Source organism: Geodermatophilus amargosae (assembly GCF_900116515.1).
Classification (GTDB): domain Bacteria; phylum Actinomycetota; class Actinomycetes; order Mycobacteriales; family Geodermatophilaceae; genus Geodermatophilus; species Geodermatophilus amargosae.
Genome location: NZ_FPBA01000023.1, coordinates 1 through 14,800, shown reverse-complemented (window position 1 = coordinate 14,800; position 14,800 = coordinate 1). Strand labels below are relative to the sequence as shown.

16 protein-coding genes are annotated in these 14,800 nt (G+C 76.4%); 6 read left to right on the top strand and 10 right to left on the bottom strand.

The features are described 5' to 3' along the window. Positions 1–32 precede the first annotated feature (32 nt). The 4 genes from BM414_RS22460 to BM414_RS22445 all read right to left on the bottom strand — a co-directional run bounded on the left by BM414_RS22460 (position 33) and on the right by BM414_RS22445 (position 3,496). On the bottom strand, positions 33–746 hold the full coding sequence (locus tag BM414_RS22460; protein ID WP_093583166.1) for a GAF and ANTAR domain-containing protein: 714 nt from the start codon (positions 744–746) through the stop codon (positions 33–35). After that, on the bottom strand, positions 743–1,507 hold the full coding sequence (locus BM414_RS29630) for a GAF and ANTAR domain-containing protein (RefSeq protein ID WP_175551741.1): 765 nt from the start codon (positions 1,505–1,507) through the stop codon (positions 743–745). The genes BM414_RS22460 and BM414_RS29630 overlap by 4 nt, the downstream gene beginning before the upstream one ends. 352 nt (positions 1,508–1,859) lie before the next feature. Beyond that, on the bottom strand, positions 1,860–2,603 hold the full coding sequence (locus BM414_RS29625) for an ABC transporter permease (protein ID WP_093583162.1): 744 nt from the start codon (positions 2,601–2,603) through the stop codon (positions 1,860–1,862). Then, positions 2,600–3,496 carry an ATP-binding cassette domain-containing protein gene (locus tag BM414_RS22445; RefSeq protein WP_217644882.1) on the bottom strand — a complete coding sequence of 299 codons (897 nt, stop codon included), beginning with the start codon at positions 3,494–3,496 and terminating at the stop codon, positions 2,600–2,602. Before BM414_RS22445 ends, BM414_RS29625 begins: the two co-directional genes overlap by 4 nt. A gap of 108 nt (positions 3,497–3,604) precedes the next feature. On the opposite strand from BM414_RS22445, the gene BM414_RS22440 reads away from it, so the two are divergent. Next, entirely contained in the window at positions 3,605–4,762 is a 1,158-nt protein-coding gene (locus BM414_RS22440) for a sensor histidine kinase (protein ID WP_093583158.1), read from the top strand. Beyond that, complete coding sequence (locus BM414_RS22435) at positions 4,759–5,403, top strand: response regulator (protein ID WP_093583156.1); 645 nt, start codon at positions 4,759–4,761, stop codon at positions 5,401–5,403. Before BM414_RS22440 ends, BM414_RS22435 begins: the two co-directional genes overlap by 4 nt. Positions 5,404–5,472: 69 nt before the next feature. Here BM414_RS22435 and BM414_RS22430 read toward each other — a convergent pair whose 3' ends face one another. Continuing rightward, positions 5,473–6,156 (bottom strand): hypothetical protein, encoded by a 684-nt coding sequence (locus BM414_RS22430; RefSeq protein WP_093583154.1) that lies wholly within the window; start codon positions 6,154–6,156, stop codon positions 5,473–5,475. Positions 6,157–6,384: 228 nt separating this feature from the next. On the opposite strand from BM414_RS22430, the gene BM414_RS22425 reads away from it, so the two are divergent. Beyond that, complete coding sequence (locus BM414_RS22425) at positions 6,385–6,831, top strand: YdeI/OmpD-associated family protein (RefSeq protein ID WP_093583152.1); 447 nt, start codon at positions 6,385–6,387, stop codon at positions 6,829–6,831. A gap of 38 nt (positions 6,832–6,869) precedes the next feature. On the opposite strand, the gene BM414_RS22420 is transcribed toward BM414_RS22425, so the two are convergent. From BM414_RS22420 to BM414_RS22415, 3 genes are all read right to left on the bottom strand, one after another. After that, entirely contained in the window at positions 6,870–7,706 is an 837-nt protein-coding gene (locus BM414_RS22420) for a class I SAM-dependent methyltransferase (protein WP_093583150.1), read from the bottom strand. Between the two features lie 105 nt (positions 7,707–7,811). Then, positions 7,812–8,267 carry a hypothetical protein gene (locus tag BM414_RS30360; RefSeq protein WP_217644881.1) on the bottom strand — a complete coding sequence of 152 codons (456 nt, stop codon included), beginning with the start codon at positions 8,265–8,267 and terminating at the stop codon, positions 7,812–7,814. Further along, the gene (locus BM414_RS22415; protein ID WP_217644880.1) at positions 8,237–10,657 is read right to left on the bottom strand and encodes an AfsR/SARP family transcriptional regulator; all 2,421 of its coding nucleotides are present in this window, start codon (positions 10,655–10,657) and stop codon (positions 8,237–8,239) included. The genes BM414_RS30360 and BM414_RS22415 overlap by 31 nt, the downstream gene beginning before the upstream one ends. Before the next feature lie 427 nt (positions 10,658–11,084). Between BM414_RS22415 and BM414_RS22405 the strand changes: the two genes are divergently transcribed. The 3 genes from BM414_RS22405 (at position 11,085) to BM414_RS22395 (ending at position 13,174) form a co-directional block, all read left to right on the top strand. Further along, on the top strand, positions 11,085–11,585 hold the full coding sequence (locus tag BM414_RS22405; RefSeq protein ID WP_093583146.1) for a hypothetical protein: 501 nt from the start codon (positions 11,085–11,087) through the stop codon (positions 11,583–11,585). Positions 11,586–11,702: 117 nt separating this feature from the next. Further along, a complete protein-coding gene (locus BM414_RS22400; RefSeq protein ID WP_093583144.1) occupies positions 11,703–12,296 on the top strand; it encodes a carboxymuconolactone decarboxylase family protein in 594 nt (197 codons plus the stop codon). Then, a complete protein-coding gene (locus BM414_RS22395; protein ID WP_093583295.1) occupies positions 12,293–13,174 on the top strand; it encodes an RNA polymerase sigma-70 factor in 882 nt (293 codons plus the stop codon). Before BM414_RS22400 ends, BM414_RS22395 begins: the two co-directional genes overlap by 4 nt. A gap of 145 nt (positions 13,175–13,319) precedes the next feature. Here the strand turns inward: BM414_RS22395 and BM414_RS22390 are convergent, their stop codons facing one another. Then, entirely contained in the window at positions 13,320–14,162 is an 843-nt protein-coding gene (locus BM414_RS22390) for an MBL fold metallo-hydrolase (protein WP_093583142.1), read from the bottom strand. Continuing rightward, positions 14,156–14,311, bottom strand: a complete 156-nt coding sequence (locus BM414_RS29620) for a hypothetical protein (RefSeq protein WP_175551740.1) — start codon at positions 14,309–14,311, stop codon at positions 14,156–14,158. The genes BM414_RS22390 and BM414_RS29620 overlap by 7 nt, the downstream gene beginning before the upstream one ends. Positions 14,312–14,800 lie beyond the last annotated feature (489 nt).

Here is a 14,800-nt window from a genome sequence, read left to right as displayed (position 1 = left end):
CGGTAACCCCGTACGGCTCAGCCCGCCGGGCGTCAGCGACCGAGGCGCAACCGCCCGTGCACGACGGCGGAGGCGACCTCGGCCAGGGGGGTGCCGCTGCGCCGGGCGTGGTCGCGCAGCGCCCTGAAGGCCTGCCCGACCTCCAGCCCGCCGCGTTCGGCGAGGACCCCCTTGGCCTGCTCGATCAGCACCCGGCTGTTGAGTGCCCCCTGCAGCTGCTCGGCGAGCCGGTCGCGGGCGCGCATGCTGCGCTCCTGCAGCAGGCTGATGGTGGCGATGTCGGCGAGCGCCCGCGCGAGCTTCATGTCCGAGTCGCTCAGCGCGCCCGGGGTCACCCGGAAGACGTTGAGCGCGCCGACCACCTCGTCGCGCAGGCGCATGGGCACGGCCTGCGCCGAGGCGAAGCCGGCCTCCTCGAGCCGCTCGGTGAACGCCGGCCACGAGACCCGCATCGCCGCGGGGTCGGGCCGGGTCACCGCCAGGCCCGAGCGGAACGCCTCGAGGCAGGGGCCCTCCTCGTTCTGCAGCTCGAACAGCTCGACCAGGTGGACCTCGTGGCTGGAGGCGGCCATGACCTCCAGCCCGCCGCGCTGGTCGGCCAGCATGATCCCGCCGGCGTCGGCGTCGAGGAGCTCGACGGCGCGCTCGACGAGGACGTGCAGGAAGTCCAGGACGTCGAACTCCGCGACGAGCGTGTCTGCCAGTTGCACGAACGCGTCGGCGATGAGCTCTTCTCGGGCGGTCACGCGGGCTCCCCTCCAGGTCCGGGACCCGGGTGACGGACCCCCGCACCCCCGGCCGTGCCGTTCCCACTGTCGTGGAATCGCAGTCGTCGTGCCACCACGTCGCCGGCGACGTCGCCGATCGCCCGGTCGTGCGCCCACGCGTGGGCGCGCAGCGCACGCAGTGCGTCGGCGACGTCGACGTCGAGCTGCACGGCGACCATCCCGGCCGCCTGGTGCACCACCGCCCGCCGGTCGGCCAGGTCGGCCAGGCCGGTCGCGCCCGCCTCGTCGTCGCGCCCCTGCAGGTGCAGCAGCACCGCGACCGCCGCGTCGGCGTGGGCCACCGCCTCGGTCAGGTACGGCCCGCGCAGCGGTCCGGTCTCGGTCCGGTAGAGGTCGAGGACGCCGAGGGCGATCGCGCCCACCTGCAGCGGGAAGGTGAACGCGGCGGACACGCCGGCCCGCCCGGCCCCCCGGGCGAACGCCGGCCACCGGGTCCCGCCGTCGTCGGCGAGGTCGGGACACATCACCGGGCGACCCGAGCGGGACGCCTCCGTGCAGGGGCCCTCCCCGAGGGAGAACTGCAGGTCCTCGAGCTCCCGGCCGACGCCGGGAGTCGCCGCGACGACGCCGCTCACGCCGGTGTGGTCCACCAGCGCCAGGCCCACGCCGGTCACCCCGGTCGCGCGCCGGCAGGCCTCCACCAGGTGGTCCGGCCAGGACGCGGACGGGCCGGCGGCCACGAGCGCGGCCAGGATGCCGGCCACCCGCACTCCGGCCACGTCGCACGTCCGTCCACTCGGTGCCCACGGCGAGCCGGCCGGCCCGGCGGACCGCCGGGCACCCGCCGCTCGTGTCCGGGCCGGGCTGCGCGCCGGCCCCTGACGCGGACCACTCTCCCAGGCCCCGGCGCCGGCCGGGCGGATCGGCCGTCCGCCTGGTCGGCTCCCCGCCGGGGTGGTAAGCACTCCCCGTCGCCCCGGACCCGGTGACGCTCCCTCTCGTCCGCGCCGCCGGTGCGCGGTGGAGCTCCCGGGGTCCCTCGTGGCGCCACACCCCCGGGGACGAACAGCCGCGACGCCGTCCCTGCCCCCGACGGCGCCGCGGTGTCCTCTCACGCGTCGCGGTGTCGTCTCACGCGTCGCGGCGGCGCAGCGCCCACCACGCCAGGAGCGCGGCGGCGGCCGCCCACAGCGCCAGGATCCCGAGCCCGGCCACCGGCCCGAAGACGTCGATCGGCCGGCTGTGCAGCCGCACCGCGACCGCTCCGGCGCGGTCGGGCAGGAAGACCGCGGCCCGCTGCAGCACCGGCACGAGTTCCAGGAGGGGCGAGAGCAGGAAGAAGAACGGGACGAGCAGGGCGAGAGCCCCCGCCTGGTCGCGCACCAGCATGCCGACGGCCATGCAGACGACGGCGAGCAGCGTCGGGTACAGCGCGGCCGCGACCGTGGCGCGCAGCATGCCCGGCGTGGCCAGGGAGACCCCCGGCGCGCCGAGCACCGCCTGGGTGAGCAGCAGGGTGGCCAGGGCGGTGGCGGCCGCCGTGACCAGCACGAGGACCGCACCGACGGTGAGCTTGGCGGCCAGGAAGGCGCCCCGCCGCGGCACGGCGACCAGGGACGTGTGCACGGTCTTCCGCGCGTACTCCCCCGCGGTCAGGAGCACGGCCAGCACGATGACGGCGACGTGGCCGAAGTTGAGGCCGTAGAAGGCGATCGTCCCGGGGTCGTAGTCCGGCTGCGCGGCCTCGACGTCCCCCACCGAGGCGACGACGCCCACGCCGATGCCGGCCACCGCGACGACGTAGCCGAGCAGGGTGAGCCAGGTCGACCGCAGCGTCGTCGCCTTGATCCACTCGGCCCGCAGCACGGCGGTCACGCGGCCGCCTCCCGGGTCGCCGCGGTGAGCTCGAGGAAGGCGTCCTCCAGCGACCGGCCGTCGGACCCGAGCTCCAGCAGCGGGACACCGTGCCGCGCCGCGACCGCGCCGACGTGCGCCGCGTCGACCCCGAAGACCCGCAGCGCGCCGTCGTCGCGGGTGACGGTGGCGCCGGCCGCGAGCAGCAGGCCGCGCAGGCGGTCGGGCTGCGCCGTGCGGACCCTCACCCGGCGCGCGGTGTGCTCGGCCAGGAAGGCCGGCAGGGGCGTGTCGGCCAGCAGCCGGCCGGAGCCGACGACCAGCAGGTGGTCGGCGGTCTGCGCCACCTCGCCCATCAGGTGGCTGGAGACCAGGACCGTGCGCCCGTCGGCGGCCAGACCGCGCAGGAACGCCCGCGACCAGCGGATGCCTTCGGCGTCGAGTCCGTTGACCGGCTCGTCGAGCAGCAGCACCGGCGGGTCGCCGAGCAGGGCGGCCGCGATGCCCAGCCGCTGCCGCATGCCCAGGGAGAACCCGCGGACCCGGCGGCCGGCTGCGGACCGCAGGCCGACCAGGTCGAGCACCTCGCGGACCCGGTGCGCGGGCAGGGCGTTGCTGGCGGCCAGCCAGCGCAGGTGGTCGCGCGCGGTGCGCGCCGGGTGCGCCGCGCTGCTGTCGAGCAGGGCGCCGACCGAGCGCAGCGGCCGTTCGAGGTCGGCGTAGGCGCGCCCCCCGATCCGGGCGGTGCCCGCCGTCGGCCGGTCCAACCCGAGCAGCATCCGCAGCGTCGTGGACTTGCCCGCCCCGTTGCGCCCGAGGAAAGCGGTGACGGTGCCCTCGGGGACGTCGAAGGTCAGGTCGTCCACCGCGACGACCTCTCCGTAGCGCTTGGTCAGCCCGCGTACCTCGATCACGACGGAACGGTCGCGCGCGGGGCCGGCTCCCCGCCTCCCCCGCGCGGTCCGTCCTCCTCCCTCCCCGGCGGGAGGTCGCGACCGGCCGCGCCGCGACATGATCGGGGCATGCGCGGCGTCCTCCGTCTGCTGACCGGCAGGTCGACCTGGACGCGCGCCGTGCACCTGGCGCTCGGCGCCTGGGTCGCCGTCGCCTGCGCGCTGGTGTGGCCCGGGCTGGAGGACGCCGCGCCGCGCACCCTCGCCGGGCTGCACCTCGCCCCGCTGCCGTTGCTGGCGCTGCTGGCGTGCGTCCCTGCGGTCCGGCGCAGCGAGGGCGTGCAGGCGCGCGCGCTCCTGCTCCCGGGCGACGACGAGGTCACGGTCGAGCCGGCGCGCACCTGGGGAGAGCGCGGCCGGCTGCTGCTGTGGCTGCTCGTCCGCGTGGAGCTCGGCGTGCTCGCAGCCGAGCTGACCGCGCTCGCGGTGTGGACGCTGGCCGGCCTGCTCCCCGGCCGCTGGGTGCCCGCGGCCGCCGGCGTCCCCCCGGCCGTCGTCGTCCTGCTGCTCTGGGTGCTCGTCCTGGCCGGTCTCGGCGCGCTGACCGCCGCGGTCGCGCGGCGCCTGCTGCACCCGTCGCCGGCCGAGCGGCTGGCCGCGCAGCAGGCCCGCACCGAGCGGCTGCTCGAGCGCACCCGGCTTGCCGCCGAGCTGCACGACTCGATCGGCCACGCGCTCACCGTCACGCTGCTGCAGGCCGGCGCCGCCCGCGACGTCGCCGGCCGCGACCCCGCCTTCGTCGACCGCGCGCTGGCCGCCATCGAGGACAGCGCCCGCTCCGCCGCCGCCGACCTCGACCGGGTGCTGGCGCTGCTGCGCGACTCCTCACCGGCGCCCGCCGCACCGACGCTGGCCGACGTCGGCGGGCTGGTGCGCGCGGCGGAGGCGGCCGGCGCGCGGGTCGACGTCCGGGTCGACGCCGCGGTGGCCGGGCTGCCGGAGGTGCTCTCGCGCGAGGCCTACCGCATCGTGCAGGAGGCGCTGACCAACGCGCTGCGGCACGCGGGGCCCGTGCCGGTCCGGCTGGAGGTCGGGGTGGACGACGGCGAGCTGCTGCTGGGCGTGCGCAACCCCGTCCCCGCTCCCGTGGTGGCCGGCCGCGGCGGGGGCAGCGGGGTCCGCGGGCTGCACGAGCGCGCCGCCGTCCTCGGCGGGACCGCGCTGGCCGGCCCGGACGGGGACGGGTGGCGGGTCGAGGTCCGACTGCCGCTGGGCGGGTCCGCGTGACGATCCGCGTGCTGCTGGTCGACGACGAGGAGCTGGTGCGCAGCGGGCTGCGGGCCGTGCTCGACGCCCGGGACGACATCGAGGTCGTCGGCGAGGCGGCCGACGGCGCCGTCGTCGTCCCGCTGGCGGCGCGGCTGCGTCCCGACGTCGTCGTCATGGACATCCGCATGCCGCTCGTCGACGGCATCCAGGCCACCCGCGACCTGCGGCGCCGGCTGCCGGAGCCGCCGCGCGTCCTCGTCGTCACGACCTTCGGCGAGGACGAGAACGTCTACGCCGCCCTGGCCGCCGGCGCGGACGGGTTCCTGCCCAAGCGGGCGCGGCCGGCCGAGATCGTCGGCGCCGTCCGCGTCGTGGCGGGTGGTGAGAGCCTGCTGTTCCCCGCGGCGATCCGGTCGCTGGCCGCGCAGCACGCCCCGGCGGTGGCGTCGCGGCCGGCACCGGAGCTCACCCCGCGGGAGCGGGAGGTCCTGGTGCTCGTGGCGCGCGGGCTGTCCAACGGTGAGATCGCCGGCGAGCTGTACCTGGGCCTGCAGACGGTGAAGACCCACGTCAGCGCGCTGCTGCGCAAGCTCGGCGCCCGCGACCGCACCCAGGCCGTGATCGCCGCCTACGAGTCCGGGCTGGTGCCCCTGCGCTGACGCCTGCGGCCCGTCGGACCGCGACGGGCGGGGACCGCCTCGGGCCCCCGCCCGCCGGTCGCGGCTCGCTCAGCCGTGGCTGTGACCGGCTCCGCCCGCGTGGCTGTGTCCGACCGGGTCGATCTCGCCGCACGCCACGGGCAGCTCCGCCTCGAGAGGAGCGCCCAGCGCGGTGATGGGACCGGGGTCGTACACGCCGTCGTCGTCGAGGTCCTCGCCGTGGACGACCACGTGCATGTCGTCCAGACGCGCGCCGATCGGGACGGGGATCGTCACCGTGCGCGAGTACTGGACCGTCCCGTTGCGGTCGGCGACCGGAGCCCGGTCGAGCGCGAGGCCCGAGGCGGGGCTGGTGTCCCCTCGGGTGGCGAAGGTGACCTGGATGGGGCCGTAGCGGTCCAGCCCGTCGACGGTCTCGATCAGCCGGTCGTCCACGCCGCCGGGGGCGTGGACGAGGGTCGGGCACTCGGCGCGCGCCTGCTCCGTGCCGTGGATGTGCATCAGGTGCGGCAGGTCCGGGCTGGCGCCGCGGACGGTCACCCGCACGTTCAGCCGGCCGTCCCCCTGGTACACGAGGCGGGCGGTGCCGGTCACGTCGGAGCCGCTGTCGGCGGCCCGGTCGTGCGGCACCGCCTGCAGCTGGGCGCGGTGGACGTCCGCCCCTGGACTGCCGGCCGAGGCCGGGCTGCCGAGGAACAGCGGGAAGGTCGCGGCCGCGGCCGCGAGCACGACGAAGGACGTGGCAGAGCGCATGGTGTTCTCCCGTGGAGAGCCCGGCTCCGGCCTGGAGGGCACGAGGGTGGCCGGGCTCACACGGGGTCCGCCGCCAGGGAACCCCCGGTTCATCGTTCTTGGGCGCCGCCCGCGGGCCGGTCGGTCGCTGCGGCGCGTCGCCACCGGCTGTGTGCCGGGTCACACGCAGGAGCGACCTCCCGGGTGAGCCGCCTTCCCCGGCCGGGCCGGGGACGCCACCCTGGGGACGTGACCTCCGGACTGCAGCTGACGACGACCCTCCAGCCGCGCGGGCCCGCCGCTGCGATCGTCCTCTCCGACGAGCAGGTGGCCGAGCTCGGCGGCGGGGGCAAGGCGTTCCCCGTGCGGATCACCATCGGGTCGGTGACCGTCGAGGGCCGGGTCGCCAGGATGGGCGGGGAGAACCTGGTCGGGCTGAGCAGGGAGCGCCGGGCCGCCCTCGGTGTGGAGACCGGCGACACCGTCGAGGTGGTCGTCGCCTTCGACGGCGGCGAGCGCACCGTGGAGGTGCCGCCGGACCTGGCCGAGGCGCTGGCCGCAGCGGGCGTGCGCGACGCCTTCGACCGGCTCGCGCCGAGCCACCGCAAGGAGCACGTGCGGTCGGTGACCGACGCGAAGCGGCCCGAGACCCGCGCGCGCCGGGTCTCCGCCGTCGTCACCGCGCTCTCGGACTGAGCCCGACCCGCCGGCCGGGCCGGCGGGGTCGGGAACGCTCAGGCGCGGCGCGCGGTGAGCAGCAGGTACTCCCAGTCGAGGACCGTCGTCCCGTTGCCGCGGTCGTACCGCCCGGCCAGCGCGGCCAGGTCGCGGTCCAGCGCCGCCACGCGCTCCGGGGCGCCGGCGATGTTGCGGTACGTGGCGATGGTCGGCCCGTAGACGGACTTCCAGTGGTCGCGCCAGGCGTCCGGCGACGTCCAGCCACCGGTGGTCACGATCTGCCGGCGCGCGACGACGTCGGTGACGCGGTCGCCGAGCAGCTGGCGCACGTGCTGCTCGTCGCCCCACAGCGGCGGCGGCTGCGCGCCGGGCGGCGGCGGGGGCGCGTAGGGCTTCATCGTCCGGAACATCTCGCCGACGAAGCCCTCCGGCGTCCAGCTGATCAGCCCGATGCGCCCGCCGGGACGGCACACCCGCGCCAGCTCGTCGGCCGCCTTCTGGTGGTGCGGCGCGAACATCACGCCGACGCAGGACAGCACGACGTCGAAGCTCGCGTCCGGGTACGGCAGCGCCTCGGCGTCACCCTCCTCCCACGTGAGCTGCGCACCCTGGCTGGCGGCGAACTCGCGGCCGGCCGTGAACAGCTCCGGGGTGAGGTCGGAGGCCACCACCTCGGCGCCGGTCAGCGCGGCGGGCACGGCGGCGTTGCCGGTCCCGGCCGCGACGTCGAGGACCCGCTCGCCACGCCGCACCCCGGCGGCGGCGACCAGGACCCGGCCCAGCTCCGGGATGAGGTCGCGGGCCACGGACGGGTAGTCCCCCAGCCCCCACATCGCCCGGTGCTTGGCCTTGAGGGCGCGGTCGGCGGTGATCGCGTCCATGGTGTCGGTCATCTGTCTGCTCCTGTCCGTCGCGCGGGGTCGTCCCCGCGGTGCGACGACGGTGGCCCCGCCGGGTTGCAGACCGGCTGCAGCGCGGCTGCAGCGCGGCTGCAGCGGTCACGCGCGGACCGACGACGACGCGACCCGGCCCAGCGCGGCCCGGGCGTGCGCGACCGCGCGGGCCTCGGCGGCCCGCGGGTCGCCGCGGGACGCGTCCCCGACGGGCGGGCCGAGCAGTGAGGGCTTGCCCGCGGCCACCAGGCAGGCGTGCAGGGCCGCGGCGTCGCCCTCCGCGCCCACCCGCTGCAGCAGCCGGACGACGTAGCGCAGGTTGAGCCACTGCTGCGTGGTGTCGCCGACCCGCTCCCAGTGGTCGAGGACGACGACCAGCGCGCGGGCCGCCTCCGCCGGGTCGCCGTGCACGGCACGCGTGGCGGCCGCCTCCATCAGCGCGATCCCGTGCCACCAGAAGTTGTGCACCGCCGCGGCCAGCTCGCCGGCCTCGTCGAAGAGCGCGAGCGCCTGCCCGGGGTCGGACTTCTTCAGCACCAGCCCGAGGGCGTAGCGGGCCATCGACCGCGCCGTCGGGTTGGCCGTCGCCTCCGCCACCTCGAGGCTTCCCCGCGCGGCGGCCAGCCCGAGCTCCGGCCGGCGGCGCACCGCCTCGCACACCGCGACGTAGTACAGCGTCCACACCAGCCGGATCCGGTCGCCGTCGGCCCGGGCCCGCTCCGCCTCGGCCGTGTAGTGCCGCAGCGCGGCGTCGACGTCGCCCTCGTAGAGCGCCACGTCGGCGAGGACGTCGCCGGGGTGGGCGATGCGGGCGGTCCCGGCCGGCGGTCGGGGGCGCGCAGCGCGGTCGCCCGCGCGAGCGCGAACTCACCCCGGTTCCACGCGCCGCGGGCGGCGGCGCCCACGGCGGCCGGGTACCGCGGGTGGCCGGGGTCCACCACGCCCAGCAGCGACTCGGCCCAGGCGTAGGCCTCGTAGCCGACCCGCAGGTGCACCAGCTCGGGCACGGCCGCGACCAGCCGCACGGCCAGGTCCCACTCGCGGTCGGCGGCCGCGCGGGTGAACGCCGCGCGCAGGTCGTCGTAGACGCCGAGGGCCTCCTCCGCCCAGGCCCGCTCGTCGGGTCCCTGCAGTCCCGCGCCTGCCCGCTCGGCGTAGTCGACGTGGTAGCCGACGTGCCGCCGGGCCAGCGCGGCGGTCTCCCCCGCGCCCTCGGCCTGTGCCCGGCCGTACGCGCGCAGTGTCTCCAGCAGCCGGTAGCGGCTGTGCACGCCGCTGCGCACCACCACCATCGACCGGTCGACCAGCCGGGTCAGCCGGTCCAGGACGTCGTCCTCGCCGGCCCCGGGGTCGGCGACCCGGTGCACGGCGCGCAGGTCGGCGCCGCCGGCGAACACCGACATGCCGCGGAAGAGCCGCTGCTCGGCCTCGGGCAGCAACCGGTAGGACCACTCGATCGCCGCGACGAGGCTCTGGTGCCGGGCGACCGGGCCGCGCCCGCCCCCGAGCAGCGGGGTGTCCTCGAGTCGGGCGGCCACCTCGACCGGGCTCATGACGCGCATCCGGGCCGCGGCCAGCTCGATGCCCAGCGGCAGGCCGTCGAGCCGGCTGCAGATGGTGGCGACGGCGTCGGCGGCCGCGGGGTCGAGGCGGAAGTCCGGCGTCGCCGCGCGGGCCCGCTGGACGAACAGCGCGGTGGCGTCCTCGAGCGGCAGCGGCGGCACCGGCCACACCTGCTCGCCCTCGACGGCGAGCGGCTCGCGGCTGGTCGCGAGCACCACCACCCGCGGGCACCGGCGCACGACCTCGGCGACCAGGGCGGCCGCGTGGGGGAGCACGTGCTCGCAGTTGTCCACGAGCAGCAGCAGCGCCCGCCCGCGCAGGTAGTCCAGCACGCTGTCCTCGACCGACAGCCCCGAACGCTGCCGGATGCCCAGGCCCGCGGAGACGGCGTCGCCGACCGGGCTGCCGTCGGGCAGGGCGGCGAGCTCGCACAGCCACACGCCGTCGGCGAAGCGCCTCCGGTCCCGGGCCGCGACCTCGACGGCGAGCCGGGTCTTCCCCGCACCGCCGACGCCGGTCAGCGTGACCAGCGGGCCGGCGCGCAGCGCGGCGAGGACCCGCTCGACCTCCCGGTCCCGGCCCACGAAGCCGCTGGCCCGCCGCGGGAGGTTGCCCGGCGGCGGCGCCGCGGCCAGCGCGGGGTCGTGGACGAGGATCCGCCGGTACAGCTCCCGCGCCGGGACCGCCGGCTCGACGCCCAGCTCGTCGTCGAGCCGGGTCCGGAGCTCGTGGAAGGCGGCGAGCGCGTCGGCCTGGTGCCCGGTCGCGTACCGCGCCCGCATGAGCGTCACCGCCGGCCGCTCCCACGTGGGGCTGCGGCGCACCAGCGCCTCGAGCTCGGGCACCGCCTCGGCCGCCCGGCCCAGCTCGACCAGCGCCTCGGCACGGTCGGCGGCGGCGCCCGCGCGCAGCTCGGTCAGCCGGGCGGCCTCGGCGGCGGCGAACTCCTCGTCGGCGAACTCGGCCAGCGCGTCGCCGCGCCACAGCCCGAGCGCGGCGTCGAGGTCGGCCAGCGCCCGCGGGTGGTCCCCCGCCGCCGCGGCGGCCCGGGCGGTGCGGACCCGCTGCTCGAACCCGTCGGCGTCCAGCGTCGCGGCGGCCAGCGACAGGGTGTAGCCGGGCGGGCGGTGCCGCAGCGGCGCGGCGTCGCCGAGGACGCCGCGCAGCCGCGAGACGTAGGCCCGCAGCGCGGTCGAGGCGCCGTCGGGCGGACTGTCCCCCCACACCGCGGCCAGCAGCCGGTCGGCGGGCACGACCTCGCCCCGGGCGACCAGGAGGGCGGCGAGCAGCGTGCGCGGCTTGTGCCCACCGACGGCGACCGGGCCCGACCCGTCCTCGACCTGCAGTGGTCCCAGGACCCGGAAGTGCACCTGCCTCGTGCCGGTCATCGCCGCCTCGCCTGCGAGGGACTGCAACGGGTGCGGCGACCCTAGCGGCGCCCCCGGGCGGTGCACAGGCTCCGGCAGACGCTACCGGCCCTGCGGGAGCGGGCAGGAGACCAAGGCGTCGGCTCGGCGGAGGACGTCGTCGTGGTGGGCCACGCGGCGAAGCCCCCGGTCAGCACCCCGACGCCGACCGCGAGCAGGGGGCGCATCGCGGCCGCCGTCACCCCCGGTCGCGGGCGGACCTCGCCGACCCGTCCGTCCATCCGTCGCTCCCCGCTGTGATCTCCAGTCGACGCACCGTGGCAGGCGGCGGAGCCGGGCCGCAAGGAGCGGGTTGGCACACCACCCGACGGGTAGCTGCGGATCACGAAGTGGCCGGTCCGGCGGTCGTCGGGCTCGGTGGGTCGGTACGGACAGACGGAGGAGAGCCATGGGCAAGGTGACGTTGGGACTCGGCTTCGGCGTCGGGTACGTGCTCGGCGCGCGCGCCGGCAAGGACCGCTACCAGCAGATCGTGCAGGCCGCGCAGGGCTTCCTGGGCCGGCCGGAGGTCCAGCAGACCATCGAGAAGGCCAGGGACGCCGCTCCGGCTCCCCTGCAGGGCAGCATCGACAAGCTGACCGAGGCCGCGTCCGGCGGTTCGAGCGGTCAGAGCAGCAGCGCGGGGACCTCCAGCGCCGGGACCTCCAGCGCCGGGACCTCCAGCGCGGGGACCTCGACCACCGGGACCTCCAGCCCCGGGATCGCCACCCCCGGGATCGCCAGCGCCGGGATCCCCGACACCGAGGCGCTCGTCGCGGAGGCCGCCGTCATCGAGGAAGTCGGCGTCGTGGCGACGCCGCCGACGCCGGTGTCGGGTACGGGCGGCCTGGCCGGGACGGACGGGCCGGTGCCCGACCCGCTGATCCCGCCCGCCAAGTCGGGCGAGTAGCAGTACCGGCACGCGGCCGCCCAGCACGCTGGGCGGCCGCGTGCCACCCCGGGCCTGTCACATCCGGGCCGCGGCCGGTGTCTCCATGTCGACGCCACCGCACACCCTGGAGGAGACATGGCCAGCAGCACCCGGGTCCCCGCGACCGAGCTCACCGGCATCTACGGGACCCTCGTCAAGACGATCAGCCGCAAAGTGCTCGGCCAGGTGCCGGAGGGCGCCGGGGTCATGTGGCACTACCCGGCGGTCCTGAAGGACTCGATGAGCTTCGGCCGCAAGGTCGACTCGTGGAACCGGCTGGACCGCAATCTGGCCACGTTCGCGACCATGGCCGCGGCCGCGACGATCGGCTGCGGCTTCTGCCTGGACCTCCACTACTTCATGACGCACGACCGCGGGCTCGACGAGGCCAAGGCGCGGGAGGTCCCGCGGTGGCGGGAGTCCACGGCGTTCACCCCGCTGGAGCGGCAGGTGATGGAGTACGCCGAGGCGATGAGCCATACCCCGCCGGCCGTGACCGACGAGATGTCGGCCGCCCTGCTCGACGAGCTGGGTGCGCCGGCGCTGGTGGAGCTGACCGGCCGGATCGGGATGATGAACATGACCGCGCGGGGCAACGTGGCGCTCGGCATCCGCTCGCAGGAGTTCTCGGCGTCGTGCGGCCTGCCGCCGCTGGCCGCCCGCTCGGCCGACGGCGTCGCCTCGGCATGACCGGCGATCCGTTCGTCGACCCCTTCATCGCCCACCGCGGCCTGCTGTTCACCGTCGCCTACGAGATGCTCGGCTCGGCGGCCGACGCCGACGACGTGGTGCAGGAGACCTGGCTGCGGTGGGCGGAGGCGGACCGGATGGCGGTGCGTGACCCGCGGGCGTACCTGGTGCGGATCGTCACCCGCCAGGCGCTCAACCGGCTGCGTACCCTCGCCCGCCGCCGGGAGGACTACGTCGGCGAGTGGCTGCCCGAGCCGCTGCTGACCAGCCCCGACGTGGCCGACGACGTCGAGCTGGCGGAGAGCGTGTCGATCGCGATGCTCACCGTGCTCGAGACGCTCGGGCCGACCGAGCGCGCGGTCCTCGTGCTGCACGAGGTGTTCGACGTGCCCTACGACGAGATCGCCGAGGCGGTGGGCAAGTCGAGTGCCGCGGTGCGGCAGGTCGCGCACCGGGCGCGCGAGCACGTGGCCGCGCGCCGGCCGCGGACGGCGGTGAGCCGCGCCGAGCAGCAGCGGGTGGTGGACCGGTTCCTCGCCGCGGTCACCGCCGGCGACGTGCAGGGCCTGATGGACGTGCTCGCGCCTGACGTCGTCGTGGTCGCCGACAGCGGCGGCCTGGCGCCGGCCGCGCTCCGCCCGGTGACCGGTCAGCTCCGGGTGGCCCGGGCGCTCGCGCGCTTCGCGGACCTCGCGCCCGGCGTGGAGATCACGACGCCGCTGGTCAACGGCACGGTCGCTGCGCGCATCGACGCCGGCGGCGAGTTCGACACGGCGATCACGTTCGTCGTCGAGGACGGCCGGATCACCCGCATGTACGCCATGCGCAACCCGCACAAGCTCGGCCGCCTCGACGAGGTCGCCGACCTGCGGCGGTAGTCCGCAGCCCTCGGCTCAGATCTCTTCGTCGGCTCGTGACGGCCGGGGGGGGGGTGGACCCCGCCGGAGATCCCGTGGACCGGCCGCGGACCGATGGCCACGCGTCCGGCGGGACGTCGACCTGTCAACGAGCGACCACGAGTTGTCAGCTGGGGGTCCGGTCGCGGTCACTTCTCCGGGCGAGGCTCTGGGCCTGCCCGTCGTGTACGTCGCTCACCCACTCCCAGCCGGGCTCAGCCGACGGGCCGATGCGCGGGTCATCGGGTGTCCGGCCGTCACGCAAGGCATGCACGTACGCGCGGTCCAAGTCGATCCGTGCGCGTACCTGACCGGCTCCGCCGACGGACCCGTGGCCGGGGACGACGACATCGACGTCGTCCGCCACGCCCTCGAGCACCTCCAGTCCTACGAGGTAGTCCTCGATCGGGTCAGCGGTGCCGTCCGGGTCCGGATCGTCGAGCATCGGGATCAGGACGTCGGAGAGCATGTCCCCGGCGACGAGGACCCTGTGTTCCGCGATCAACAGCGCCGCATGGCCCGGGGCGTGCGCCGGATGCTGGACGATCCGGACCCGAGGGCCGTCCCAGGGGATCTCCGCAGTATCGGCAGGCAGACCGGTGATGAGGCCGAACGAGTCCAGCGGGATCTCCTCGGCGATCTCCGCCGGCAACCCCTCGACGACGCGGGCCTGCCAGTCCGCGTTCGCCAGCAGATCTCGCATGAAGCCAGCACAGCGCGTCGTGCCGTAACGGGGCGCCTCGCCGAGGTCGGCGTGCCAGAGCACGTGATCCCAATCAGGGTGCGTCGCGAAGCCGGCCACGACGTGCTGGCCCGAGGCGGACAGGTCGTCCGCGAGGCAGGTCATCTCGTCGTCCGTGATCCCGGGGTCGATGAGCAGCACACTGGTCCGGCCTCGCACGACAACGGCGTTGTTCCGGAGCAGCTCGCTCTGGTGGACCAGCACGCCCTCCGCCACCTGCGTCAGCACGGGTAGCTCCTTCCGCTCGTGTCCTGCGACCGCTCGTCGGGACCGCAGTACACCGCGGTCGGTACCCGCCGGGCCCCGGCGCCGTCCAGGAAGTCCGCGGTGCCGTGTCCGACGGCCGCGAGCAGCGCCGGTGTGGTCCCGGTGCTCATGTCCCGTCCTCCCGTGCTGGTCGGGTCGATGTCGACAGCCTCGCTGCCGATCGGTCCATCGGTGAGGTCCACTGGACGAGGACTGGAGTGGTCCATTCGGAGACCGAGCGCCCTGGGTTCGGCGCACGTCGTCTCGGCACCATCCGGCGCGGTCACCGGCCGCTCCCCGGCCAGGGACGGGCTCCCGGACCGATGCTCTCCACCGCCGACCGGGAGCCACCGCCGGCGCTATTCGGAGATCCCGACCGTTCCGAACAGGTCGACGACCGCACGCTGCCGACCGTGCACGAGGTCGCCGCCCGAGCGCTCGCGCCCGCCGTCGGGGTTGCGGTCAGGGGGCCATGGTCAGGGGGTCGGCTCCGCGGGCGTCGGCTCCGCAGGGGTCGGCTCCGCAGGGGTCGGCTCCACCGGGGTCGGCTCCACCGGGGTCGGCTCCACCGGGGTCGGCTCCACCGGGGTCGGCTCCACCGGGGTCGGCTCCACCGGGGT

Bases quoted from the DNA above. Each gene is read 5' to 3' on its own strand.
- BM414_RS22440 (WP_093583158.1), top strand. From the start codon at position 3,605: ATGCGCGGCGTCCTCCGTCTGCTGACCGGCAGGTCGACCTGGACGCGC.
- BM414_RS22430 (WP_093583154.1), bottom strand. From the start codon at position 6,156: ATGCGCTCTGCCACGTCCTTCGTCGTGCTCGCGGCCGCGGCCGCGACC.
- BM414_RS22420 (WP_093583150.1), bottom strand. From the start codon at position 7,706: ATGACCGACACCATGGACGCGATCACCGCCGACCGCGCCCTCAAGGCC.
- BM414_RS30360 (WP_217644881.1), bottom strand. From the start codon at position 8,267: ATGGCCCGCTACGCCCTCGGGCTGGTGCTGAAGAAGTCCGACCCCGGG.
- BM414_RS22415 (WP_217644880.1), bottom strand. From the start codon at position 10,657: ATGACCGGCACGAGGCAGGTGCACTTCCGGGTCCTGGGACCACTGCAG.
- BM414_RS22405 (WP_093583146.1), top strand. From the start codon at position 11,085: ATGGGCAAGGTGACGTTGGGACTCGGCTTCGGCGTCGGGTACGTGCTC.
- BM414_RS22400 (WP_093583144.1), top strand. From the start codon at position 11,703: ATGGCCAGCAGCACCCGGGTCCCCGCGACCGAGCTCACCGGCATCTAC.
- BM414_RS22395 (WP_093583295.1), top strand. From the start codon at position 12,293: ATGACCGGCGATCCGTTCGTCGACCCCTTCATCGCCCACCGCGGCCTG.
- BM414_RS29620 (WP_175551740.1), bottom strand. From the start codon at position 14,311: ATGAGCACCGGGACCACACCGGCGCTGCTCGCGGCCGTCGGACACGGC.